At 51.2% G+C, this 24,538-nt stretch carries 20 protein-coding genes and 1 tRNA gene; 11 read left to right on the top strand and 10 right to left on the bottom strand.

Going from position 1 to position 24,538, the window contains the following annotated elements; all coding sequences use genetic code 11:
• Positions 1–5 precede the first annotated feature (5 nt).
• The 6 genes from E5358_RS06630 (at position 6) to E5358_RS06655 (ending at position 3,775) form a co-directional block, all read left to right on the top strand.
• Positions 6–758, top strand: a complete 753-nt coding sequence (locus tag E5358_RS06630) for a uroporphyrinogen-III synthase (protein WP_135939525.1) — start codon at positions 6–8, stop codon at positions 756–758.
• A gap of 107 nt (positions 759–865) precedes the next feature.
• Complete coding sequence (gene rnpA / locus E5358_RS06635) at positions 866–1,282, top strand: ribonuclease P protein component (RefSeq protein WP_168354602.1); 417 nt, start codon at positions 866–868, stop codon at positions 1,280–1,282.
• Positions 1,248–1,487 (top strand): membrane protein insertion efficiency factor YidD, encoded by a 240-nt coding sequence (gene yidD, locus E5358_RS06640; protein ID WP_135939450.1) that lies wholly within the window; start codon positions 1,248–1,250, stop codon positions 1,485–1,487. The genes rnpA and yidD overlap by 35 nt, the downstream gene beginning before the upstream one ends.
• An 87-nt stretch (positions 1,488–1,574) precedes the next feature.
• Positions 1,575–2,873, top strand: coding sequence for a tyrosine--tRNA ligase (gene tyrS, locus E5358_RS06645; RefSeq protein ID WP_135939451.1), 1,299 nt, complete (start codon positions 1,575–1,577; stop codon positions 2,871–2,873).
• Positions 2,874–3,026: 153 nt separating this feature from the next.
• Positions 3,027–3,097: transfer RNA gene (locus E5358_RS06650), tRNA-Gln, on the top strand.
• Positions 3,098–3,268: 171 nt separating this feature from the next.
• Positions 3,269–3,775, top strand: a complete 507-nt coding sequence (locus E5358_RS06655) for a calycin-like domain-containing protein (protein ID WP_135939452.1) — start codon at positions 3,269–3,271, stop codon at positions 3,773–3,775.
• A 228-nt stretch (positions 3,776–4,003) separates the two neighbouring features.
• Here E5358_RS06655 and E5358_RS06660 read toward each other — a convergent pair whose 3' ends face one another.
• A complete protein-coding gene (locus E5358_RS06660) occupies positions 4,004–6,085 on the bottom strand; it encodes a TonB-dependent receptor plug domain-containing protein (protein ID WP_135939453.1) in 2,082 nt (693 codons plus the stop codon).
• 156 nt (positions 6,086–6,241) lie between these two features.
• Between E5358_RS06660 and E5358_RS06665 the strand changes: the two genes are divergently transcribed.
• The 5 genes from E5358_RS06665 to E5358_RS06685 are packed head-to-tail and all read left to right on the top strand — an operon-like array spanning position 6,242 to position 10,174.
• Positions 6,242–7,420, top strand: a complete 1,179-nt coding sequence (locus E5358_RS06665; protein ID WP_135939454.1) for an SEL1-like repeat protein — start codon at positions 6,242–6,244, stop codon at positions 7,418–7,420.
• Positions 7,421–7,428: 8 nt separating this feature from the next.
• The gene (locus E5358_RS06670; RefSeq protein ID WP_135939455.1) at positions 7,429–7,788 is read left to right on the top strand and encodes a DMP19 family protein; all 360 of its coding nucleotides are present in this window, start codon (positions 7,429–7,431) and stop codon (positions 7,786–7,788) included.
• Between the two features lie 14 nt (positions 7,789–7,802).
• Positions 7,803–8,918, top strand: coding sequence for a tetratricopeptide repeat protein (locus E5358_RS06675; protein ID WP_135939456.1), 1,116 nt, complete (start codon positions 7,803–7,805; stop codon positions 8,916–8,918).
• 16 nt (positions 8,919–8,934) lie between these two features.
• Positions 8,935–9,471 (top strand): hypothetical protein, encoded by a 537-nt coding sequence (locus tag E5358_RS06680; RefSeq protein WP_135939457.1) that lies wholly within the window; start codon positions 8,935–8,937, stop codon positions 9,469–9,471.
• Positions 9,455–10,174, top strand: coding sequence for a tetratricopeptide repeat protein (locus tag E5358_RS06685; protein ID WP_277821201.1), 720 nt, complete (start codon positions 9,455–9,457; stop codon positions 10,172–10,174). Before E5358_RS06680 ends, E5358_RS06685 begins: the two co-directional genes overlap by 17 nt.
• Positions 10,175–10,427: 253 nt before the next feature.
• Here the strand turns inward: E5358_RS06685 and E5358_RS06690 are convergent, their stop codons facing one another.
• From E5358_RS06690 to E5358_RS06730, 9 genes are all read right to left on the bottom strand, one after another.
• On the bottom strand, positions 10,428–12,410 hold the full coding sequence (locus E5358_RS06690) for an alpha-L-arabinofuranosidase C-terminal domain-containing protein (RefSeq protein WP_277821194.1): 1,983 nt from the start codon (positions 12,408–12,410) through the stop codon (positions 10,428–10,430).
• A gap of 236 nt (positions 12,411–12,646) precedes the next feature.
• Complete coding sequence (locus tag E5358_RS06695; RefSeq protein ID WP_277821202.1) at positions 12,647–14,938, bottom strand: beta-galactosidase; 2,292 nt, start codon at positions 14,936–14,938, stop codon at positions 12,647–12,649.
• A 134-nt stretch (positions 14,939–15,072) separates the two neighbouring features.
• Complete coding sequence (locus E5358_RS06700) at positions 15,073–17,523, bottom strand: alpha-L-arabinofuranosidase C-terminal domain-containing protein (protein WP_135939461.1); 2,451 nt, start codon at positions 17,521–17,523, stop codon at positions 15,073–15,075.
• Between the two features lie 252 nt (positions 17,524–17,775).
• On the bottom strand, positions 17,776–18,882 hold the full coding sequence (locus tag E5358_RS06705; RefSeq protein WP_135939526.1) for a DegT/DnrJ/EryC1/StrS family aminotransferase: 1,107 nt from the start codon (positions 18,880–18,882) through the stop codon (positions 17,776–17,778).
• Between the two features lie 89 nt (positions 18,883–18,971).
• Positions 18,972–20,801: an ABC transporter ATP-binding protein gene (locus tag E5358_RS06710; protein WP_135939462.1), complete on the bottom strand. Its 1,830-nt coding sequence runs from the start codon at positions 20,799–20,801 to the stop codon at positions 18,972–18,974.
• A gap of 68 nt (positions 20,802–20,869) precedes the next feature.
• Positions 20,870–21,649, bottom strand: a complete 780-nt coding sequence (locus E5358_RS06715; RefSeq protein WP_135939463.1) for a polysaccharide deacetylase family protein — start codon at positions 21,647–21,649, stop codon at positions 20,870–20,872.
• An 86-nt stretch (positions 21,650–21,735) separates the two neighbouring features.
• Entirely contained in the window at positions 21,736–23,040 is a 1,305-nt protein-coding gene (locus tag E5358_RS06720) for a glycosyltransferase family 87 protein (RefSeq protein ID WP_135939464.1), read from the bottom strand.
• Between the two features lie 5 nt (positions 23,041–23,045).
• Positions 23,046–24,032, bottom strand: coding sequence for a glycosyltransferase family 2 protein (locus tag E5358_RS06725; RefSeq protein WP_135939465.1), 987 nt, complete (start codon positions 24,030–24,032; stop codon positions 23,046–23,048).
• A gap of 95 nt (positions 24,033–24,127) precedes the next feature.
• Positions 24,128–24,529, bottom strand: a complete 402-nt coding sequence (locus tag E5358_RS06730; RefSeq protein WP_277821195.1) for a GtrA family protein — start codon at positions 24,527–24,529, stop codon at positions 24,128–24,130.
• Positions 24,530–24,538 lie beyond the last annotated feature (9 nt).

Consider the following 24,538-nt stretch of genomic DNA (forward strand, 5'->3'; position numbering starts at 1 on the left):
AGATGATGATAAAGAAAATACTTGTTTCGCAGCCGAAACCGTCGGGAGACAAATCCCCGTATTTTGATATAGAGCGCGATTACGGAGTGGAATTGATTTTCCGCCCATTCATTAAAGTTGAGGGAATCAGTTCAAAGGATTTCCGACAGCAGCATGTCTCACTCGGAGCTTATACAGCCGTGGTGTTCACGTCAAAGCATGCGATAGACAATTATTTCGCACTTGCCAAGGAGCTGCGTGTGGAGATTCCGGAGACAATGAAGTACTTCTGCACCACGGAGAGCATAGCACACTATATCCAGAAATACGTGCAGTACCGCAAGCGCAAGGTGTTCTTCGGCGAGTCCGGCAGAGTTGACGACCTCATCCCTTTCATGACAAAGCACAGCGGAGAGAACTATCTCGTGCCGCTGAGCTCGGTGCACAACGACGCCATAAAGGATTTGCTTGACGAGAACAATCTGAAGCATACGGAGTGCGTGATGTACCAGACGGTCAACGATGACCTTACTGACGAGGAAAAGGAGAATTTCGACTATGACATGATTGTCCTGTTCAGCCCTACAGGTGTGAAGACGCTCCGTGACAACCTTGACGACAAGGTCAGGGAAGGCTCACTGAAAGTGGCAACTTTCGGTGCGGCGACGGCAAAGGCGGCAGAGGCGGAAGGCTACGAACTCGAGGTGCAGGCTCCCACTCCCAAGCATCCGTCAATGGTAGGAGCACTCCGCGCATATCTCCGCGAGCTTGAGGACTAAGGATGGCGTGACCTCCGCACATGCCCTGCCGACAGGGAAAGCGGAGGCTTATGCAGCAGGAAGCCGGACAAAAGCATCACCATAACCGAACAAAACAAAAGCATACATTGAAAAGACTGTCACTATCGCCACGCCTGAAGAGCAAGTCGCTCATTGACGAACTCTTCACAAGTAAGAAGAGCAAGTCCCATACAGTTTACCCGATAAGGATGGTAAGCCTGGATACGGACATAGCCCAAGGCACTGCCGGCAGTGGCGGAAAGGACGATTGCCCGGTCATGGTGCTGTTCTCTGTCTCGAAACGCCATTTCAAGCATGCCGTAGACCGTAACAGGATAAAGCGGCAGATGAGGGAGGCGTACAGGCATTGCTGCGCGGAAAACAAAGAAGAGGCATCCGGAATGCAGGCTTTGGTCCCTCAGGGGAAAAGGAGGCTGATAGCATTCCTATGGCTTGCCGACAAGCATTTTGAATCAAAAAAGGTTGACAATGCCATTAGCAAAGCTCTTGAAAAACTGCGTTAAGTGGCTGCTGCTTGCCCCGATATGGTTTTACCAGCACGCCATATCCCCTTTTACTCCGTCAGCCTGCCGCTTCACGCCGACCTGCTCGGAGTACATGCGGCAGGCAATCATCAAGCACGGACCGATGAAAGGGCTGTGGCTCGGCATAAGGCGCATACTGCGCTGCCACCCTTGGGGCGGCTCCGGACATGACCCTGTGCCGTGAAATGAGGCAGTATTGTCAATAATATAAATACTGTCAATATTGTCAGTACTGTCAATCTTGACAAAACAAAAACAAAAACAACATACAATGAAGAACTTTGTAGAAGAACTGAAATGGCGCGGAATGCTCGCGCAGATAATGCCAGGAACAGAAGAACTGCTCCAGAAGCAGATGGTGACGGCATACCTCGGCACTGACCCTACGGCAGATTCTCTCCATATAGGCCACCTTTGCGGAATAATGATGCTGCGCCATCTGCAGCAGTGCGGTCACAAGCCTATCATCCTTGTCGGCGGTGCTACAGGCATGATTGGAGACCCTTCCGGCAAGTCGCAGGAGCGCAACCTCCTTGACACGGAGACTCTCTACCACAATCAGGAGTGCATCAAGAAGCAGGTTGCCAAGTTCCTTGACTTCGATGCTGAAGGCCCTAACGCCGCAGAGATGGTCAACAACTACGACTGGATGAAGGATTTCACCTTCCTTGATTTCGCACGTACCGTAGGAAAGCACATCACCGTCAACTACATGATGGCGAAAGACTCCGTGCAGCAGCGACTTAACGGCACTGCACGTGACGGACTGTCATTCACAGAGTTCACCTACCAGCTCCTGCAGGGCTATGATTTCCTCCACCTCTATCAGGCAAAGAACTGCCAGCTGCAGCTCGGTGGCAATGACCAGTGGGGCAACATGACGACCGGAACGGAGCTTATCCGCCGCACTCTCGGCAGCGAGGCAGAGGCTTATGCCCTCACTTGTCCGCTCATTACAAAGGCTGACGGCAAGAAGTTCGGCAAGACAGAGTCCGGAAACATCTGGCTTGACCGCAACCGCACCACACCTTACGCTTTCTACCAGTTCTGGCTTAACGTAAGCGATGATGACGCAGAGAAGTACATAAAGATATTCACATCTCTTGACAAGGAGACCATCGACGCCCTCGTCGAGGAGCATAAGAAGGATCCTGGCTACCGCATACTGCAGAAACGCCTCGCGGAGGAAGTGACAGTGATGTGCCATTCAAAGGAAGACCTTGAGACAGCAAAGGAGGCTTCAAACATCCTCTTCGGCAAGTCCACAAAGGATTCTCTCCTGAAACTTGACGAACAGACTCTTCTTGACGTGTTCGCAGGCGTGCCACACTATGAGATTGCCAAGGCGGACATCATCGGTAAGGCAGCCATTGAGTTGCTTACCACCGATGCACCGGTGTTCCCGTCAAAGGGCGAGATGCGCAAACTGACACAGGGCGGTGGCGTTTCAATCAACAAAGAGAAGCTCTCCGACCCTAACACGGTCATCACAGAGGCTGACCTTCTGGACGGGAAATACCTGCTTGCACAACAGGGAAAGAAAAAATATTTCCTCATTATAGCGAAATAATGACAAATATTGCATGTAATACAAATATTTTTTGTACCTTTGCAGTCAAATAACAGGATGTCTTCCTTTTAGCCCTGCTTGTGAAGGAGGCTTTGCTTCCGGAACTTTATCGGGAGGAGGGCTATGAAGACAGAATATCCTGTTTTTTAGGATTGTCCCATGGTGTAATGGTAGCACAACAGGTTTTGGTTCTGTTTGTAGAAGTTCGAATCTTCTTGGGACAACGTAATGCGAGATGAACGGTGTCGGTTCATCTCGCATTTTTTACCGGGAAGCACTCAAAAACAAGCATGCCCAAAATTTGATTTTACTGATTTTTAGGTATTGTCGGAATGCGGAAACATTAGTAATTTTGCACTCGGAAATTTTAATATTAACAAAAGGTAAACATAATCATGAAAAAGACTTTTCTTTCAACCTTACGCGGCTTTGCTGCTTGCGTAATGGCAGTGTTCGTAAGTGTGGCGTTCTCAGCTTGTTCAAGTGATGACGACGAGCCGGTAATCCCCGCCCCACAGACTTTCACCGGACAACTTTCTACAAGCATTCCTTCAATGCTGACATTTGAGCCAATCGTCGGCGAGAACTCGGCTGTTGTCACTTGGGCGAACCCGGAGCAGACTTTGGCAACCGTGAAACTCGGTGCTTTCAGTATAGCAGTAAAGACACCTATGGGTGAGCATTCTTACAATATTGGCGAGATGACAATCAGTGATGTGCCTTGTGTGAAGTCAGGCAACAAAATCACGATGAGCAAGCCGGAGTTTGAATGTCAGGCAGGTGATTTCAAGACGACAGGTTCGCTTGAAGGAACGCTAGAGAACGGCACATTCACTCTCACACTGCTGTACACGCCGGGCACAATGCCGCTTAAGGTTAAGACTGTGTTGGTCGGAAAATAAGTTGGTCACGAGGTGATAAGTAATCTACAATAGTTGTTTTACTTACAGCTCGCAACCATTTTCTTTTGAATTTCTTATTCTTTTTGGAGTGAAAAGCATAAGTCATAGAGGTTGTCGGTTCGCAATATTCCCTCTTTCACTTATGCTTTTCATTCGAAATATATTCCAATTATAATCTTGTTGACAGACTTAGTGCTAAGTACAGCGGTAGTGTTACGGTGGTGATGGTCATCGTCCTCCGGCTTTCGATGTGTCAACGTTGGCGTCAGCATTGATGAGTTTGTCGGCACTGCGCTTCTGCCGTCCCCATTGCAGGTTGTAGCTGATTTGGACGTAAGGCATTCGCATGTTGATTCTGTCGTGCTGCTCGTTGCTGTTCCATTGGCTGAGGGTCTTATAGCCACGGTCGTATTTGCCGAAAGGCATTATCACGCCGGCGGCGAACTGCCAGCCTTTCATGTTGTAGCTCAGGTCGATGATGTTAATGTCCTCTCCCCATGAGATTTTCTCTCCCCACAGGTCACGTTGTGCACGGATGTACTGTCCGCTGAGTACAAAGCCCCAATGTGTCAGTTGCAGTGAGGCGTTGCCGCTCCATGCGTTGTTGTGGTGCTCATAGTCTGTGCCCCGCATGCGTTCCGTGCGGTACTGGAGGTAGCCGCTCACGGTGAGCCATTTAGGTATGACCTCTATCTGTGGCGCAAGGAAGAATGAGAGGTTCTGCAGACCACGGCTGTTCTCGTAAGTCGTCAGCAGTCTGTCCCCCTCCCACAGGAACATAGGGGTTATGGCATTTGGTGAGGTGAAGGCACGGACGCCGAAAGTTCCGCTGACACGTGGCAGATTGAATCCATAGCGGAAAGTGAGCATGTAGGAGTTTGCCGTCTTCAAGTCCTGGTTTCCCACACGCCACTGGAAGCCGTCAAGCTGTTGCGGCACGATGTTCGTCTCCGAGAGTGAAGGCGTGGACTGCCATGAAGTGAAGTTAAGGCGGAAATTGTGGTTGCGGTCTGGTGCGTAGGTCACTGTCGCCTGTGGTCGTGGACTCCATGAGTGAGTGCCAAGACCGGATTCCTTGAAGAGAAAATCAGTGTATTGCACGCCCATTCCTGCCGTTGCCGACCATTTTCCGAGGCGTTGGAAATATTCGGCAAACAGGTAGGTCTTGTCCTGCCGTTGGTGGAACACCTGTCCGTCAAGACTCTCATAGCGTGAGCGGTTGCGGTTGGCGTTGTAGGACGCTCCGGCGGTGAACCGTGAGTTCTGCCAGTTCTTTATATAGTTCGTCTCTACGGCGTACGCCTGGTTACGGTCCTTTATGCTGGTGTGGATGTCCGTGATGTAAGTTTCCGTGCCGGGAAACCACTCAAGATAATCCGAGAAAGTGCGTCCGGAGTAGAACGAACTGCTTAGGCTGACTATGAGCATCTGCTTGTTGCGGAAGTTCTGCTGCCAGTAAAGGGAGAGGCTCGGAGTGCTTCCCTCCTTTCCGTTGGAGTCTGTGAGGTCGATGTCGCTTGTGCCGTCGCTCAATGAGAGCAGTCCGTGGTAGAGTTCCTTCTCCCTTATGTTTTGGAAAAAGCCAAACTCCGCCATGAATACTGTTGTGTCAGGCTTTATGTAGTTGTAGGAAGCCCATGCGTTTGCCATTGTGTTGTCAGTATTGCCGCCCAGCGGTGTCTCGTCGCGAGTGACAGATGTACCATCGGGACGGGTGAATGTCTCGGAATAGTCACGATAGATTTTCACCTTGTTTGTCAGCTTGAAGTTGCCGCCCACCGACCATTGCGAGCGTCCTGTGTTGAACTTTGCGTCCGCCATGTAGAAGCCCCATGCTGTGTTCAATGCCGGTCGTGCGTTAGCCATCAATGAGCCTCCGACGGCAGGATTGGTGACAATGATGTTAAGCACATAGTTTGCACCGCCGTAGCGCAGACCGGGATTGTCTATCCATTCCACGCGCTTTATCGTTTCAGGCAGCAATGTCCTTACCTGCTCTATTGAGGATACCCTGCCGTTGATACGCACCTGCACCGACTGTCCTGCCGCCTGTATGGAGCCGAGGGCGTCGCTTACTGTCAGCGAAGGAATCATCAGATTGTTAAGCAGCTGCATGCCGTTCTTGGAGTTCTCGACAGCACTCTTGGATGGGTTGTAGATGTCCATGTCCGCCTTGCGTATGACTTTGGACGCTTTGACGACAACTTCCTGCAGTTCACGTGTCAGCAGAGTGTCCCGCGCCTCCTGTGCCATGGCAGTTGCTGTGCATAATGACAGGGCGAGAAGAGGCAGTATTTTGTTTGATTTCATGTGCGCTATGTTTGTAAAATATGTGAGGTAGCTTGGTACGGTCGTACTAAGTTTGGGATTTCACGATGCAAATATAGCGATTTTTTTATATATTATTTATTGTTTTCCGAAAAAATCTGTATTTTTGCACCTATAAAAAATAAGGAGGTGAATGTTATGGGTGGTTTGTCAGAACAATTGAACATCATAAAGAAATTCATAAAGTGCCATGCCGGCGAGAGCGATGAAGTGCAGGCACGCCGGGCGGTTGAAACAGTAATGCCTGTTGCCGAAAGTGGCGATGCCAAGGTGCAATATCTGCTTGGCAAGTATTATTCGTGGGGCTATCATCACGACTGCGACAACCTGAAAGCGATATATTGGTTTGGGAAAGCCGCAGACAGTGGTGATGAACGGGCAGCAGAAGCCATAATGGACATTTATCGCAATGACTGCCCTGACGGAACAGATGTCGTACAAAGAAAAGCATTGATACTGAAATGGCACAAGCGTTGGTTTGGCATTTTGGCGGAAAAAGCAGGCAAGGGTGCTGCCGATGCTGCCCAAGCATTGATGAATCTCTATGTTGATGATTGCCCCGAGGACATGAATCCGGAAGAGGGTGTGGAGGAAGCCTGCAAATGGTATGCCCGCCAGATAGGGATATTGACAAGTAAGGCTGCCAATGGCGACGCCGTGGATAAGATGAGTTTGGCGGACATTCTGTTGTATGGCTATAATGTACCAGAGGAGGTTTTGGCAAGTTTTACGGACGAGGATGACAAGCGGAGTCTGCTGCAAGCCGTAAAACTATACAAAGAGGTTGTCAAATGCGATTGTATCGACTTCCTCAAGTCGGAGGCGTGCTATAATATGGGGCGTGCTTATGATGACTTGGGAGAAGGGAAAAAGGCACTTGCAAGTTTCAAGAAAGCGGCGAAACTGAACAATCATGAGGCGTATGTGAAAGTCGGCGACGCTTACCACTATGGCAACGGCACAGAGCAGGACGATGCGCAAGCCCGCAAATGGTATCGGAAAGGCGCGGACTTGGGCGAAATAACAGCCGCCCTGCGACTTGCCGACTGTTACAAGAACGGCATCGGAGGAAAGCAGGATTATGCGAAAGCAATGGAAATATACATGTGCCTTGCCGAGCGCACAGGCCGCAAATGGCAACACCAGGCTGCCGGAATAGACACGGCGTTGTATGAGCTTGGCTGCATGCACATGGAAGGACTCGGCGTGCAGCAGGACATGAAAAAGGCATACCGCTATTTCAAACTTGCCGTCAAGAAAGAGAATATCAATGCCGGAAACGCACTGAATGACGAGCGATTCAAGGACTTTAAATAACTAACACCATGACAGAACAAGATATACATTGGAACAAATTTATTGAAAATGTTTGCGGACGTGACATTTCGACCCTTTCGCCGGCTCAGAAGAGAGCGGTGCTCTGCTTCCGGTACGACTCGGAAATGGAGAACGGAGGGCATTCCGCTTATCTGGAGAATCACCCTGAAACTAATCCTGACGAACTTGAAGACGCCATTCTCACTGTCGGCTGCAAGGAAATGGCGGATAATTACCGCAAGGCAATCACTGATGGCGAAGAGGATGATTGGGAAGAGACTGACAATGCCTACTACGATTTCGAGCCGTCGCTATGCGATTGCCTTCAGGAGTTTGTGGAGAAGAACAAGGATATAATCTTTGACTAAACAACCAAGTGTCTATGGAAAGAAAGGAACTGTTCGACATCATAAAGCGGTGGATTGCCGACGGAGGCGATAAGGAAGAGGCACGGCAGGCTGCCAATGCTGTCACACCGATAGCCGAGAAAGGCAGTGTGCAGGCGCAACTGCTTCTCGGACATTACCATTATCACCTTGACTGCGACAATCCCCGATTCATCACTTGGTTTGAGAAAGCCGCTGACAGTGGCAATGAAAAGGCTGCCGGATTCTTGTCGGATTACTACCGTTATGCCTGTGACAACACGGAACAGGACAAGGCGTTGGGCAGAAAGTGGCATTATAGGAAGATAGAAATCCTGAAGAAGAAAGCTGACAAAGGTGTGGCTACTGCCGCAAAAGCCCTGATGAACCTCTATGTCTATGAGCGTCCCGACGACATGGAGGAAAAGGAGGGACTGGCTTCTGCCATAGAATGGTACGACCGTTGGATTGACATATTGAGGGCGAAAGCTGAGAGCGGAAACGCCAAGGACAAAAAGAAGCTGGCGGACATACTGTATTGGGAGCATGCTGTGCCAGAAGAAATACTGTTTGACATCCGTGACCGGCATGACGAAGCGGCAAAGATTTACAAGGAACTTGCTGACACGGCAGGCGACGGTTTGTCATATTTTAATTTGGGACACACATACAGCCGTGAGGAAAACGGCTTGGAACAAGCATTTGAATGCTATGTGAAAGCGGCGGAACTGGGTTATACCAAAGCCTGCTACAATGTTGCGACTGCATATTTCGATGGCGAGGGAGTGGAAAAGGATTGGACAAAGGCGTTTGAATGGTTCAAGAAGGGTGCGGACAGTGGCGATGCCTTTTCCATGCTTAAGCTTGCGGAGTGCCATAACCGCGGCATCGGTTGCGTGAAAGACCATAATGCCGCCATGGGATTGTACACACAATTAATCAACCGCAAAACCCTGAAAGGGAGTGACGCAGGGATAGCAGAGTACGAACTCGGCAACATGTACTTGAAAGGTCTTGGCGTTGAGCAGGATTTGCAGAAGGCTTACGACTGTTTCAAGCAAGCCGCAGCCCATTATAACCGTGCCGCAGAGAACGCCCTGAACAACAAGAAGTTCCGTGATTTCAGAAGATAAGGAGTAATCTCGCACAATGGAAAAAGACGATATACTGGAACTGACAGGACGGATGTGCGCTCCTCATGAGCCGGAGGTGCGCTGCTCGTGGGAAAGGACTTCATGGAAGGCTTTTCGTGAAGCGGAGAAACTGACGGACAGAACCTTGTTTCCCGTATTGGAGGAGATTATCAATGAAAGCGGTTTGGACATTCGCAAGGCTGCTTATTTCATTTACAAGAAACTGTTGGTTCGGCAGTTTGATGAAGACAAGTTTGCCTTTTTGCTCTCACAGTTGGACAAAGAGGCAGAAAAAGGCGAATATATGTGGTGGAACGACTTTCTTGATGAGATGGAAACAAATCCCTGCACTCCCATAGCACCTTTGCTCGCCATTGCCGAAAGAGGCAAGAAATATGATGTGAAATGGGTCTGCAAAACCGTTGAGATATATGCCGGGAAAGGTAACGCCGAATCCATCCATGCCCTTCCCGCTTTGAAAGCGCGTGTAAAAGCCACCAAGCGGACACAACGGCAGGCAACAGCGGACATCCTACATAAACAAATGCCGTGAATCGGCACAGTCGGGTTATGCTCCGGCTCAGTATCAACTCGGGCAATGCTATGAGGAAAGTATCGGCGTGGAGCGCAATCTGGCAAAGGCGTTCAGATTGTATTGGCAGGCATCCGACAACTGCCGCCCTGCACGGGAACGGCTGAACAAGGACAGTTATCAGGGGCAGCTTGCCAAATGGTTGAAGAAAGCAGTCAACAGAAAAGACCTGGCGGATGCTGACCTGGCGGAAGCGATGTGCATGCTGGGCAGTTGTTATCAGCATGGTTGGGGTGTGGATGATGACATGTCTTCCGCGGTCGAATGGTACCGCAAGGCTGTTGATGCCGACGGACATGTCTCGCCGGACGCTCTGTGCGGTCTTGGCGACTGCTATGCCGGCGGAAAGGGTGTGAAGCAAGATTGGGAGAAAGCGGTGGCGTTGTACCGTCAGGCGGCGGAAATGGATGCCCCGGAAGCGCAATACTTGCTTGCCCGATGTTATGACGATGGGCATGGTGTAGAAACGGATATGAAAGAAGCCGTGCGCCTGTACAAGAAGGCGGCGAACAATGTCTGCGAGAACAAGGGTTACTACGGCCATGTTGGGGCAATGCGCTGTCTGGGTGACTGCTACACCACCGGCAATGGCATAAGGAAGAATGCGAAACAAGCCGCTGTATGGTATGCCAAAGCCACGGAATTGGAGGCTGCTTCAAAGTGATTTTGGGACAGTTTTTGACATGTGGCATTACGTTGTCCTTAGCAAGAACATGTTCTGCAAAAGCCTTTGTTATCATAATCCGGAATGCAATCTGCCGGCATAAAAACCGTATGATAATGATTGCAAAACAAAAAGGTGACACTTCACACCACAAAGTGTTATGGTTGACACAACAAAAGGTTGCCTTTCACGCTGTGAAAGGCAACCTTTTGTTGTGCTATTTTTATAACATTGATTTACAACACGTTACAGATTATTTCCCGAACTTATAGACAGCGAAAGACTGTGCAGGTACGGAGAGCTTCAGGATGTTGCCCGTCTGTGCGGCAATGGTTGTGGTCACAGGCTTCACGACGTCCTTCTTGGCAATAGTGTTTATTGCCTTAGGGTTGTCGGAACGGAGGGTGGTGACGGTCTGCGCGCCGATGTTTTTCAGACCTTTCACCTCTATTGCAACCTCGCGTGCGCCGTCGTTGAGGTTGGCGATTTTCAGGATATACTCCTTTGTGCGCTTGTCATAAGTGGCGGAAGCATAAAGTCCGTCCTCACCGGCGACAGGGAGCTTTCCGGCAGTCAGCGGGAGCACGTTTGTTCCCGGATTGGTGGAATAGAGCTGCTGCACATAATAATTAGGTGTGAGGACAGTCTCCAGATTGTCCACCCAGATAAGGTCCGGACGCCACTGCCAGCCGTCGACATGCGCGAAGAGAGGCGCGTAGGCTGTCATGTGGACGACATCGGCGTTGCGCTCCATGCCTGTCATGAACGCCGCCTCATGGAGTGCGGAGAGGAAATTGTTCTGTCGTGTAGGCTCTTTGCCCTCGACTTTCTTTGTGTGGCAAGCATACTCGCCGGCAAAAACCTTAGGGCCTTTGCGCGGATACTTGTCGTAACGCTTGATGTTGTCACGGAACCAGTTCTCGTCACGGTAATAATGCTCATCGACAAGTTCCACGTTAAGGTCGCGCATGCGCTTCCAACCGTAGTCGAATCGCTCACCGCTTGGGTCAGGACCTGACGAACCGATGATGTTCATCTTAGGATATTTTGCCTTTATAGCCTTGATGAACGGTTCAAGACGCTGAGGATATGCTTCGTCCCACTGCTCGTTTCCGATGCCGAGGAACTGCAGGTTGAACGGTTCGGGATGACCCATTTCCGCGCGGAGCCTGCCCCATTTTGTGTCTGTCGTGCCGTTTGCGAACTCGATAAGGTCAAGAGCGTCCTGGATGTATGGGTCAAGCTCTTCCAAAGGCACATTGGCTTTGGCTTCGTTTCCCTTGTTCTGGTACTGGCAAGCCATACCCACGTTAAGGATAGGCAACGGTGTCGCACCGATGTGTTCGGAGATGAGGAAATACTCATAGAAGCCCAGTCCGCCCGTCTGGTAATAGTTCGGGTAGAGGCGGTGAGGGAATGTGTAGTTCCAGCGGTTCTCGTTCAGCGGCCGTTCCTCCACCTTTCCGACGGTGTTCTTCCACTGATAGCGTGTGGCAAGGTCAGTGCCCTCCACGATACATCCGCCCGGGAAGCGGAACACTCCCGGCTGCAAGTCCTTCAGAGCCTGTAGCATGTCGGCGCGGATAGCCCCTTTCCATGCGTCGGAAGGGAAGAGACTGATGTGGTCAAGGTCAACAGCGTCCTTTGATTCAAGGTAGACGCGCATGAACGCATCCTTTGCCGTGATGGGCGAAGTGATGGTGATGGTGTGCTTCTTCCAGTCGGCGGAAGTGATGTCGAGACGGCTTTTGGCAACGATATCGTTATCCTTGTTGATAAGTTCCACCCTTATTTTTCCGGCTTTCGCACCTTTGTCGGCAAGTCGAGCCTCAACGGAAAAGTTGTAGACCATGCCTTTCTTCACGCCCATTCCGAAGAATCCGTGGTTCTCGAGACCGGTGCGCTTGTCGCGATGTCCCGGGTCTTTCAGTGTGACATAGTGCGGATTGTTCTTGAAAGCAGGGTCTGCCGTGTTGACAGTGACATTGCCGAAAGTGTTCCAGCCCATGAGAGCCTGTGGGAACTCAAACGAGCGGTTTTCCACCATCTCGGCATAGAGTCCGCCGTCCGCGCCGAAGTTGATGTCTTCGAAGAATATGCCGTACATCGTAGGCTGCACGGTGATTCCCTTCTCAGGCTTTGCGGCGTTGAGCGTCCACCTTGCCGGAGCGTTCTCTGCCATGGCAGTCGCTGCAAGGGCGCACATGGCAAGGGTTGTGATAAGTTGTTTTTTCATAAGTATGAACATTCGTTTTAGTGTATGTGAATATATATTTCTAATATGGAATCGTTATGTTTCGCATGGCATACCCCCATTTATACCCCAATGAGATTTGGAATCGCTTGGGAAATGTTGTACATTTGCATAAGATAAGCTGCACCTGTGTACAAGAACCGCGTTAGCAGTTCCTCCTTATATATCATTAATTCCACAATGTAATGACAGTTGTGTTTTTATCGACACTTCTACTTTTAATAGACAAAAATCCTGTAATCCTTCACGCTTCCCGGAGCACCCGTTTCGGCGCGAGGCAGATATTCGAGAGCGGAGACTGTCTGCCGTGTGCCCAAGTCGATGACAAGCAGGTGAGGAACTTTGGCATTTTTTGCCGTGCTCCAGTAGGTTGACTCCTGAAGGTCAAAGGCTTTCTCGCCCGTCATGTTCCTGTTTGCGTCCTCACTGTCAGCGTATTTCACAGTCCATGGCTCACGGCTGATGCGTCGGCCTGCCGTGTCGAGGAGGTAAAGCTCTGCTATCTGCACATTGCCGGTGCCGTCGTGCGTGGTGAGGCACTCTATGGCTATGTGGCGTCCTTCGGCAGGCTTTGCGAAACGAACTGTCTGCCAACCGTTGCCGGAGGTGAAGGATGATGCGGCGACAGGTGTGTAAGCACCGAGGTTCGGGCGGTCGGCAGGGTTGTCGTTCCTGCGAGGCTTCTCTGTCTGCAGCTTATCAAGCTCAGGCGAATCCTGACACCAAACGATGTTCTTCTTCGGACCTACTACATCAAGCACTATCACTTCGTTGCGCCCTTTCCTAAGCCAGCAGCCCGGAACGTAGAGCGTCTGCTGCGGACCGATATGCCAGAAACGGCCGAGAGCGTGACCGTTGACATATACTTGTCCCTTGCCGAGGTTCTCGACATTAAGGAATGTGTCGCCGGTGCGTGACAGATTGAACCATCCGCGGTAATATCCTGACGCTCCCTCGATAGGGGACGCCGTCTTCGCCTTCATGCCAAACGCCTGCAAGGCTGTCGCATAGTCATCGGGAATGATGTCCATCTGCCAGTTTTTCAAGTCCCATGTCAGCTCATGTCCGTCGGATGAGGTCTTGACTGTCACTCCGTTGGTGATACCTTTGAAATCCTTTATCGCGCGACCGAAGTTGATTCGTCCCATGGCTTCCACCACTATTGTCAGCCGGCTGCCCTTCTTCACGGCAGGGAGGGCGAGGGATTTCTCCTTCTTTACACGGTCGATGGAACCTATCAGTTTGCCATTGATGAACACTTGGCTGTAGTCGTGCCCCTCGTTCAGTGTGAGCACGCTCTCGCCTTCAAGCTCAGGGAGCTCCGTGGAGTACATGGCAGTGCCCCACCCCATGTCCATTTCCTCGAACGTAAGAGGAGTTCGGGCGGTGAGAGTGTTGGTGATTCCGTAGGACAAGGGCACATATTCGTCCAGCGAGAACTGTGGGACGGTGATGAGTTTTGCAGGCAGTCCCGGCACTTTCGGCAGCTTTTCCTTGGAATGACGCTGCATCATCTCGCGCAGTTCGTAGTATTTCGGTGTGGCTTTGCCATACTCGTTGATAGGCGCATCGTAGTCGTAGGATGTCACATCCGGGGCGAATCCCGGCGAGTTTGCACCTGCCCAATGCCCGAAGGATGTTCCTCCATGGGTCATGTACAGGGAGAATGAGATGCCTTTCGTAATCATCTCCTCCATGTTGTCCACCATTTTCTTTGCCGGACGTGTCTCATGCTTCGCGCCCCACTTGTCAAACCATCCGCTCCAGAACTCCGAACACATCTGCGGAGCGTCAGGGCGAAGTTCGCCAAGCCGCTTGAACTGCGCGTCGATGTTGGCACCTGTGCCGAAGTTCATTGTCCATGTGAGGTCGTCAAGTCCGTTCTTTGTGAAGTTGCTTGCCCAGTCGCATTGGAACAGCTGCACCTTGTCAAAGCCCGAAGCACGGACGATGTCGCGGATTTCCCCGACATATTGCTTGTCCTCGCCGTATGAACCGTATTCGTTTTCCACCTGCACCATGATGACAGGGCCGCCCTTTTCGATTGTGAGCGGTGACAGTTGCCTGCCCACTTCACCCATGAACAGGCGCACACGCTCCATGAAGTACGGGTCTTGCTCACGCAGCCGGATGTCCTTCTTCTTAAGCAGCCACCACGGCAGACCGCCCATTTCCCACTCCGCACATACGTAGGGACCGGGTCGGACAATGACATACATGCCGTTCTTCTTGCACAGGCGGCAGAACTCCGCTATGTCATTGTTGCCTGAGAAGTCAAACTCGCCTTCCTTCTGCTCATGGATGTTCCAGAAGACATACATGCAGACGGTGTTCATTCCCAACGCTTTGCACATCCTGATGCGGTGTTCCCAGTAGTCACGCGGTATGCGTGGATAATGGAGTTCGGCAGCTTTCACGAGGAAAGGCTTGCCATTGAGCAGGAAAGTCTTGTTGCCTGTCGTGAATGTTCCCGTTTTGTCATTCTCCGTCTTGACGGCTTTTCCCTGCATGGGGATGAGGGAAAGCAGTGCAAGCAAGGTCAGGTGTTTCAATGCTTTTATAGTTTTCACAGTATAGCTTATTTTCTCTGTCATGTCAAAAGGCTTGTTTTCATACCAAAAGATGCTGCAGGAAATGCAACATTTCACTTCTTGTCAGGGTTAAAACGTATGACGGTGAATGAATAGGGACTCATCTCATAGTCAATCACCGGGCTTACTTCCTGTTCCGTTTTCACAGGAGCAACACCCTCGTCAGCAGGCTTTCCCGCCATTGTCTCTGCCGTTGCACGGACGGTAGTGCCAAGAATCCCTTCAAGATTCAGCTTTGTCGTCACCTTCACAGGCAGGAGGTTCACCAGCTTTATGATGACGTCGCCCGTCCCGGAGTCACGTACGATGCTGTGTCCCATGCGCAGACGGACGTTCTCCTGGTTATTGTCAGCTTTTGCATAACAAGGGATATACTCGTCACCGGCATTCCGTCCGTAGAGCTTCTGCACATGGTAGTCGGTGGTGAGACGTATGGAAGCATTGTCAAAGTAAATGAGATTATGCGACCACTGCTGATGTCCGCGGCGTGAAAGCAACGGCGCATAGCTTGACAATTGTACCACATCGGCGTTCCTTTCGACAGAGGCGAGATAGAGAGCGGTGGTCAGGGCGGACTCCATGTTGTGCTTTTTGCCCGGCGTATGGGAAGCATACTCGCCGAGATAGACCTTGGTCTTGTTGCGGTCGTAGGAGTCATAGAAGTCCTGATTGTAAATCATCCAGCCCGAAGGGACATAGTAATGCTCGTCAATGACATCGAGATTCATCTCGTTTGCCAGTTTCCAGCCATACTCATAGTCAGAGCCACGGTTGAAAGGCCCTGCCGTTCCGACAATCTGAATGTCAGGATACTTCGCCTTCACTGCCTCGCAAATCATCTTATAGCGCACGGTGAAGACATCGGAGATAAGGTCTTCGTTGCCTATGCCTATATATTTAAGGTCGAAAGGCTTGGGATGTCCCGCCTTTGCCCTGAGGCTTCCCCATTTCGTAGACTTGTCGCCACGTGCCCATTCGACAAGGTCGAGGATGTCCTGAATGTACTGCTGCATCTCCTCCATAGGCAGACCGCCCTGCTGACCGTCACCTCCGTCGGAAGAGTTCTGGCACGGCACGCCTGCGGCAATCACCGGAAGCGGCGTCGCACCGATGTCCTCGCAGAAGCGGAAGTACTCGTAATAGCCGAGTCCCATTGTCTGGTGGTAGTTCCAGATGTTGCGCATCCCTTTTCTTTCCCACAGTTCTCCTATGGTGTTCTTCCAGCGATAGATGTTGTGCAGGCCATTGCCGTGGGCGAGACATCCGCCCGGGAAGCGCACGAACCGTGGATGAAGGTCGACAAGTTTCTCGGCAAGGTCCTTGCGCATGCCGTTCTTCCGTCCCTTGAATGTGTTTTGCGGGAAGAGCGAAATGAAATCGACAGCAACCTTTCCGGTAGCTAACGGGCGGAGTTCCAGTCGTCCGTCACTGACCGTTTTGTCAGGAACGACGACTGTTTTCGTCTGTTTCCAGCCCTTTCCTCCTATGTTTATCTTACGGCGCGCTATCACATTGCCGTCCTTGTCGACAATCCTTAGTTCAAAAGGCGTGACCTTTTCCGACTTCGCGAACATCGAAAAGTCATATTTCTCTCCTGCTTTGACCGCCACACCGTCCCATCCTGCGTTGACAAGTGCGCTGCCCGTGGTGCTTATGTCCAGCAAAGCATAGTGCGAATTGTTGGGATGCAGGGGTGCAACGGTGTCTATGGACATCGTAATCCCCTCTCCTTCAATGCTCCAGGCGTATGTAGCGTTCCAGTCCTTGTTGCGTCCGCGGACATCATGCGGTGTATATTCAAAGTCGCGGTTCTGCAAAAGTTCCGCATAAAGTCCGCCGTCGGCAGCATAATTGATGTCCTCAAAGAATATTCCGAACAGCTCCGGACTGATTGCTTTCTTGTCGGTCGGGTTGGCGGTGACGGTGAATGTCACATCCTTCAGTCCTTTGAACCTCATCGGGTCGTCACGCATAAGCTCCGACTGGCGTGCGTTACGGTACTGGCTGCGCTCATATTCCGCGATAAGGTCGTTAACCACCGCGCGCTCCACTTTTATGACAACGCCCTTCCGACGGTCACCGTCAGGGAAGACAATCTGCTGCCTTTCAATGTTCCTGTTGCCGTTTTTCTTGTCGCCGGCAGCATAATAATCCTGCGGTTTCCATAGGATAAGGTCGTCCGTTTCGGTGTTGGCAATGACCTTGCCGTCCTCGTTCACAAGCCACGTGCACACCCATTTGCCGTCCTTACGGCGGAGAAGCACAGGGTCAATCATCCTTTTTCCGCTGCCCCACGGTCCGTAGTCACTGGACACAAAGTTATGGGAGCCACCTATCTTGTGCCACGACTTGTTGTCTATGCTCCATGCAAAATGCAGCCCGTCGTGGTTTTTGTTATGGTCGGTGGTGTAAGAGAAGAGATAAAGAGAGTCCGGTTGGTTCTCGATGGCATGAGTGTTTATGGCGGCTGTCGCCAGCATTGCCATGGCTAATAGCTTTTTCATTTCAGGACGATATTGGTTGATTGTGATGTTAAGTTTCTTGGTTAAAAGGCTCTTGCCCCTGCATCGGCAACGGCAGGAAAAAGGTTTGATGCACAAAATTAGCACTTTCTAAAGGCAATAGCATGCAAAAATGTGTGTTATTCATGTATTTTTGTGTACAGACATGGATATTTGTGCACTATCGCATTAACAGCATATCCACAGACATTAAGGAATTCAAGAACCTTAATGTCTGTGGATACAAAAATCAAATCATCGGAAACCGTTCACGGCTTCGATGACTTCCGCCGCCTCTTCCGCTGTCATGCAGGGGCTGATGGGCAGTGAAAGTTCCTCGCAGGCAAGGCGTTCCGTGATAGGGAGCGACAAGTTTGCCATGGCAGGATGATTGCCGTAACACTCTTGACGGTGAGGAGGTATGGGGTAATGGATAAGTGTCGGTATGCCTCTCGATGCAAGATAGTCGCGCAGACGGTCACGCTCAGGCGAGAGAACGGGGAAGATATGCCACACATTCTGCTCCTCGGGAAGCCACTCAGGCAGTGAGACGAGCGGATTGCTTATACCTTTATTATATATGCGCGCTATCCTTCGGCGGCGTTCGTTGTCACTGTCAAGATGTGCAAGTTTGACGTCCAGCACGGCAGCCTGAAGCTCATCAAGGCGGCTGTTCCTGCCACAATACTTGAACACGTATTTCCGTTGCGAGCCGTAGTTTGCCAGTGTGCGCACCGTCTCGGCAAGCTCCTTGTCGTCAGTCGTCACCGCTCCGCCGTCGCCAAGTGCGCCGAGGTTTTTCCCCGGATAGAAACTGTGGGCGGCAGCGTCACCGAGCGAGCCTGTCCGCCTGTCGCCGAAGCGGCAGCCGTGTGCCTGAGCATTGTCCTCAAGGAGCTTCAAACCGTGCTTTTTGCATAGGTCTGCCATGCGCTCCGAATAGGCAAGCCGGCCATAAAGGTGAACGGTCATCACGGCTTTCGTGCGCGGTGAGATGCGGCTTTCGATGAGTGAGCCGTCGATTTCCAGCGTTTTCGGGTCAGGTTCGACAAGGACAGGCGTGAGACGGTTCTCGGTTATGGCAAGGATTGTCGCGATATACGTGTTTGCAGGAACAATGACCTCATCGCCCGGAGCCATTATGCCGAGTTCCATGTATGCCCGAAGGATAAGTATGAGAGCATCCAGACCGCTTGCGCAGCCCACGCAGAACCGTGTGCCGATGTACTCCGCATAGTCGTTCTCAAACCTTTCGTTCTCCTTTCCCTGCAAGTACCAGCCCGAATCCGTCACGCGGCGTATGGCGGCGTGTATCTCTTCGGCATGGCTTGCGGTGATGTCTTTCAGTGAGAGATAGTCCATTGGAAGTTGTGGGTTATAAGGTTTTATTGTGGGGTCTTCGGCAAATTGACAAGACATTGGGTTGATAATTTGTCAGAAAAGCCTCACCTTTACACTTTCTGCATATCGTTCAGTTTCTTGTAGTAGCCGTCCTTCTCGATGAGTTCCTTATGCGTTCCACGCTCGACAATCTCGCCTTCATGGAGCACACATATCTCGTCGGCGTTCTTTATGGTGGAGAGGCGGTGCGCAACAGCCACGGTGGTGCGCGTCTTCATGAGGTTCGTAAGAGCCTCTTGCACAAGGCGTTCCGACTCGGTGTCGAGGGCTGAGGTCGCCTCGTCAAGAATAAGGATGGGCGGATTCTTGAGTATGGCACGTGCGATGGAGATGCGCTGCCGCTGTCCTCCCGAGAGTCGGCTGCCACGGTCGCCGATTGATGTCTCGTAACCCTCCTCGCTCTCCGTGATGAAGTTATAGGCATTGGCGATTTTCGCCGCACGGTCGATTTCCTCCTGTGTGGCAGAATCCACGCCGAAGGTTATGTTGTTGCGGAACGAATCGTTGAAGAGTATCGCCTCCTGATTGACGTTTCCGATGAGCTGGCGCAGGTCATGGATGCCCATGTCCCTGACATTCACACCATCGATGAGCACCTCGCCCTCCTGCACGTCATAGTAGCGTGGGATAAGGTCGACAAGGGTCGACTTGCCGCCTCCCGACTGTCCCACGAGAGCCACTGTCTGTCCCTTGCGCACAGTGAGGTTGATATGGCGCAGAACCCATTTCTCCGCATAGCGGAAGCCCACGTTGCGGAACTCTATTTCGTGCTCGAACGTTGTCGGACGGACAGGGTTATCCTTCTCCGTTATATTGTTTTCGGCTTTGAGAATCTTGTCGATGCGCTCCACGCCGGCAAGTCCCACAGGGATGGTGTAGCCTGCCTTGGAGAACTCTTTGAGAGGGTTGATTATGGAATAGAGGATGACCATGTAGTAGATGAATGTCGGTCCGGTCAGTGCCATCTCGTTAAGCACGAGGATACCGCCGAACCACAGGACGATGACAATCATCATTGTGCCGAGAAACTCTGACATCGGGTGTGCGAGACTCTGTCTTACGCTCACCTTGATGACCTGGTTACGGTGCTCGTCGTTGATGTCACTGAAGCGTTTGTTCATCTTTTCCTCGGCACAGAAAGCCTTGATGATGCGCAGACCGCCGAGAGTTTCCTCCACCTGCGACATCGTGTCGCTCCAAAGGTTCTGGGCTTTCAGAGAGCCCGCTTTCAACTTTCGTCCTATGCGCCCCATGATAAATCCCATGACAGGGACGAAGATAAGTGTGAAGAGTGTCAGCTGCCACGAGATGACAAGCAGGGTTATAAAGTAGGTTATGATGAGTATTGGGTTCTTGAACATCATGTCCAAAGAGGTCATGATAGAGTTTTCGACAGTGGAGACGTCACCTGTGATACGTGCTATAATGTCGCCTTTCCGCTCCTGTGTGAAGAATCCTATCGGGAGTGATGTCACTTTTTTGTATATCTCGTTGCGGAGGTCGCGCACGATGCCTGTTCGCATCGGGATGACAACTGCCGAGGAGAGGAAGTACATGCTCGTCTTCAGGAATGTGGCGAGCACGAGGAAGAGTCCTATGATGAGGAGTGTGGTGGTCTGTCCGACATTGTCGATGAGCATGGTGACATAGTAGTCGACATTGTTCGTTACCGATTCCTTTAGGTTGTCGAAGGTCATCGGGATGTATTCCGTCACCCGCTTGCTGTCCTCTGTCTTGAAAAGGATTTGCAGGATAGGGATGAGCGCGGCGAAGGAGAAGATGTTCAGCAGAGCCGAGAGTATGTTGAAGAGGATTGTCAGTACAAGGTATTTCTTGTAGGGTGGCACGAAACGCCTCAGGATTACTATGAAGTCTTTCATTTTGATGGTGGTTATTTTCTTTTTGACTATATTGGCAATACTTTCCGTAATGTCAATGCTTACCTTGGTTAAATGTGTCTTTCCGCAAATTCGGAGTATGTCCCAAACTCTTCTCCGCGTGCCTTAAGGTCGAGGATTACGGCTTTCAGGCGGTCGTACATGCCCTGTCCGGCATGGTTGCGGATGATGAACGGCATGCGCAGTTCTGGATGCTCGCCGAGCGGATAGAACTCCCAAGGGTGGAAATACGTGTTGAAATATCCGTCATGGCGTATGATTCTGTGGCACAAAGTCTTGTACAGCCACAGCGGGAAATTATGGAGCGAGAGCCAGAACATAGGTATTCTTAGCCATGGGGAGACACTTGCCGGAATCTGCATCACGCCCTCCTTCATGAACCATGTCCTCGGAGTGGTGAGGTGCATGTAACGTCCGGGGATGAAAGCAGGGTTGAGCGAGGCGTTGTAGAGGTAGCCCCGGCGTGCCTGTTCTTTAAGGTCGACCTTGAACATCCTCGGCTGACGGTATCCTTTTATCTGTCGTCCGGTCAGCTGTTCGAGAATTTTTTTGGAGTTGACGACATCTTCCGGCTTCGGGTCCCAGTGGTCACAGCCGTGTGCAGCGACCTCATGTCCTTCGTCCATGATGCGCTTCATTACCTCAGGAGCATGGGTTGCAAAATTCGTCGTGCAGAAGAATGTGCCCTTCACTCCGCACTCCTTGAGGCAGTCAAGGATACGGTTTGTGCCGTAGCGGGACACTTCCATTCCCTCTTTCAGTGTATCGTAGTCGACGCCATGCTCACGTGGAACGTCGAATTCTTCAGTGTCAAAGCTCAATAATATCATTGGTTGTACGGTTTTACGGTAGCGGATTGTGGGTTATGAGGCTGCGGGTATGATACCATAATTCACGGATATGTTGCCGTGAAGCCTTAGTTTCCTGTGCCCTTAACGCCGTAGAGGCTGTAATCTTTCCTTATAAGTTCATAACACAGTTTCACCCATATCATGGCAACAGGCAAGGCTTTCAGTGCATAAGGCTGTATGAATTCCTGCCTTATGGTGCGCGGAAAGAGGTCAGACGGCGACATGCTCGTGATGAGAAATACAAGCACCAGCAGCACGATGTCCACCGGTGAGCGTCTCCATGGTGCGCAGCAATACCATATCACGCAACCTGTGACGGCAATGATGTAGCCGCTTGACTCTGTCCCTGTTGAGAAAAGACAGACGAACATGAGCACTCCGGCGAGGACGGTCTCGCGGAAAGCACCGCTTTTCCATTGCTCTATGCGGAAATATCCGACAGCCATCGCCGTCATTCCTGCCATAATCACGGGCAGGTCGGAATAGCTTCTTATCCACCAGTTGGCGGTATCCACAGGGGTGTCGCCTGCCGTCACCGAGAGGAAAGCCGTATGCCCCACGGTACAGGCATAGCCTGTCTTGCGGAGAAGTCCGAGGACAGAGATGTTCTGTGCGCGGCTGAGAAGGTTCTCGCCGTTCTTTCCGCCGAGACATTCAAACCATTCCCTGTACTCGGTCAGTTGGTATTCAGGGGAGGAAATCAGCATAGGGAGGCAGAAAAGCACAAGAGTCCATAGGCAGAGCGACAGGATATAGCGCGTCTTATGCTTGGAAAACAAGAAGAAAGCTACACCTACTATGCCGTAAATCTTCACAAGCGTGCCGATGACTATAAACAGTGTGGCATATTCATCGCGCTCTTTCTCCACGAAATAGTAGCTTAGGAGGATGATTGCCGCTATGGCAATGTTGAACTGCTGCATGAAAAGCGCAGTAAGAAGTTCATGGGCGCAGAACCAGATTATGAACGGGAGGATATAGGGAGTGTGCGGTGGAGATTGCATGTTATCGGCTGCAGGTGCACCTGTCTCTGCCACGGAGACGGTGGAATATCTGCTGACCGCCCAGTACAGGAACACAGCAAGGCATGTGCACCACATCCCGAGACCTAACCATTCAGGCACAACGGCAAATGGTGCAATGATGATTGAGAAGAACGGTCCGTAATGGTTCAAGTCCCAGAAGCCGCCGTCTGTTGCCGGAGCATAGAGCGATGTCCCCTGCCATGTGTTGTAGAAGACATAGCGGAAGATGTCGAAATTGTTGTGCGCCTTCAGCTTGCACAGAGCCGAGATGACACCAAGTGCAGCCCAAAGCCACGGCATGAGCCGCCTGTCGGACAGTATGCCTCTTATTCTTTTCTTATCCATTATCCTTATTTCTCTGTGTTTCCTCTCCCGGTTTCCTCTTGTTTTCCACCATCTCCGACTTGTTCTTTGATGATATACAACGGACGGTGCTTGACCTCGATGTATATCTTGCCTATATATGTCCCCACGATTCCTACGGAGAGGGTCAGTGCCGCACCTATAAACCATATCGAGCACATGATTGAAGCCCACCCGCTGGCATAAATGCCGAGGAGGAGTGAGCCGATGACATAGCACAACATGCAGAAGGCTATGACGAGCATTCCCGCTCCGGCGGTGATAATCATTTCTATCGGCCGTGTGGAGAACGACGTTATGCCGTCGGTGGCAAGGGAGAGCATCTTCCTGAGTGTGTACTTCGAGTTTCCTGCAAGGCGTGCCGAAATGACATCATCGACGGTGGCGGTCTTGAAGCCTATCATCGGTATCATGCCGCGAAGATAGAGGTTTCTTTCGGGGAACTCCGCCAAAGCATCCAGTGCGCGCTTGGACATGAACCGGAAATCGGCATGGTTGTATACAGTCTTCACACCCATGTACTCCAGAAGTCTGTAGAACATCTGTGCCGAAGTCCTCTTTGACCATGAGTCTGCCTGGCGGCTGACCTTCACGCCATAGACGATGTCCGCTCCCTCACTGTGGCGGTCAATCATCTCTTCTATGGCATTGAGGTCGTCCTGCAGGTCCGCATCAATCGTCACAACGGCATCGGAACCGTGGCGTGCCGTCATCATTCCTGCCATGATGGCGTTCTGATGTCCTACGTTATGTGCGAGGTCAAGTCCGCAGATGCGTGCGTTTTCCCTGTTCAGTTCGGTGATAATCTGCCATGTCCTGTCTCCCGAACCGTCATTGACATAGAGAACAAAACTGTCCTCTGCAATCTTACCCTTCATGACCAGTCGGTCAAAGAGTGCAGAGAGTTCCTTTGAGGAGTCACGGAGCACGGCTTCCTCGTTGTAGCATGGGGAGACGATTGCTAATTTTATCATTTGGTGATGGTGTTTTTTTCTGTCCCGACAATATTGCCGGCAGTGACAGTTGTGTAAATCTTGACGGTATTGGCCTTGTCAGTCTGGCTTGCCAATTATTTCTTTTTATAGACGAAATGCAGCATCATGAAGTTAACAGGGACGGCAGAACCCATTGCAAGCAGTGCCGCATACTCCTTTGGAATGCCTGCCCACAGATAGAGATTCAGGAAGCCCAGCTGGACAAAGAAATTCACAATGTGCGAGCCGCCGAAGCCTGTCAGCCTCTTCCATGACGGGCGGCTGTGGAACGTCCAGTAGCTTGTGATGACGAAGTTGCAGCAGAAAGAGACAAGGTAGCTTATGGTGTACGCCGGGTTCGGGTTCATCCAGCGGATAAGAACCCAATAGACCGCATACTGTATGGCCACGGCGAGACATCCGTTTATGCAGAAACGGACGAACTCCCCTTTCTTCCCGCCACCCTGTAGCGGCATTCTTTTGCTGTTATCTTGCATGTTTTTTCA

It is taken from the genome of Palleniella muris, assembly GCF_004792655.1.
Classification (GTDB): Bacteria; Bacteroidota; Bacteroidia; order Bacteroidales; family Bacteroidaceae; genus Prevotella; species Prevotella muris_A.

Excerpts from the sequence above, each read along its gene's own strand:
- E5358_RS06630 (WP_135939525.1), top strand. The coding sequence starts at position 6 with ATGATAAAGAAAATACTTGTTTCGCAGCCGAAACCGTCGGGAGACAAA.
- yidD (WP_135939450.1), top strand. The coding sequence starts at position 1,248 with ATGCCATTAGCAAAGCTCTTGAAAAACTGCGTTAAGTGGCTGCTGCTT.
- tyrS (WP_135939451.1), top strand. The coding sequence starts at position 1,575 with ATGAAGAACTTTGTAGAAGAACTGAAATGGCGCGGAATGCTCGCGCAG.
- E5358_RS06655 (WP_135939452.1), top strand. The coding sequence starts at position 3,269 with ATGAAAAAGACTTTTCTTTCAACCTTACGCGGCTTTGCTGCTTGCGTA.
- E5358_RS06660 (WP_135939453.1), bottom strand. The coding sequence starts at position 6,085 with ATGAAATCAAACAAAATACTGCCTCTTCTCGCCCTGTCATTATGCACA.
- E5358_RS06665 (WP_135939454.1), top strand. The coding sequence starts at position 6,242 with ATGGGTGGTTTGTCAGAACAATTGAACATCATAAAGAAATTCATAAAG.
- E5358_RS06670 (WP_135939455.1), top strand. The coding sequence starts at position 7,429 with ATGACAGAACAAGATATACATTGGAACAAATTTATTGAAAATGTTTGC.
- E5358_RS06675 (WP_135939456.1), top strand. The coding sequence starts at position 7,803 with ATGGAAAGAAAGGAACTGTTCGACATCATAAAGCGGTGGATTGCCGAC.
- E5358_RS06680 (WP_135939457.1), top strand. The coding sequence starts at position 8,935 with ATGGAAAAAGACGATATACTGGAACTGACAGGACGGATGTGCGCTCCT.
- E5358_RS06690 (WP_277821194.1), bottom strand. The coding sequence starts at position 12,410 with ATGAAAAAACAACTTATCACAACCCTTGCCATGTGCGCCCTTGCAGCG.
- E5358_RS06695 (WP_277821202.1), bottom strand. The coding sequence starts at position 14,938 with ATGCAGGGAAAAGCCGTCAAGACGGAGAATGACAAAACGGGAACATTC.
- E5358_RS06700 (WP_135939461.1), bottom strand. The coding sequence starts at position 17,523 with ATGAAAAAGCTATTAGCCATGGCAATGCTGGCGACAGCCGCCATAAAC.
- E5358_RS06705 (WP_135939526.1), bottom strand. The coding sequence starts at position 18,882 with ATGGACTATCTCTCACTGAAAGACATCACCGCAAGCCATGCCGAAGAG.
- E5358_RS06710 (WP_135939462.1), bottom strand. The coding sequence starts at position 20,801 with ATGAAAGACTTCATAGTAATCCTGAGGCGTTTCGTGCCACCCTACAAG.
- E5358_RS06715 (WP_135939463.1), bottom strand. The coding sequence starts at position 21,649 with ATGATATTATTGAGCTTTGACACTGAAGAATTCGACGTTCCACGTGAG.
- E5358_RS06720 (WP_135939464.1), bottom strand. The coding sequence starts at position 23,040 with ATGGATAAGAAAAGAATAAGAGGCATACTGTCCGACAGGCGGCTCATG.
- E5358_RS06725 (WP_135939465.1), bottom strand. The coding sequence starts at position 24,032 with ATGATAAAATTAGCAATCGTCTCCCCATGCTACAACGAGGAAGCCGTG.
- E5358_RS06730 (WP_277821195.1), bottom strand. The coding sequence starts at position 24,529 with ATGCAAGATAACAGCAAAAGAATGCCGCTACAGGGTGGCGGGAAGAAA.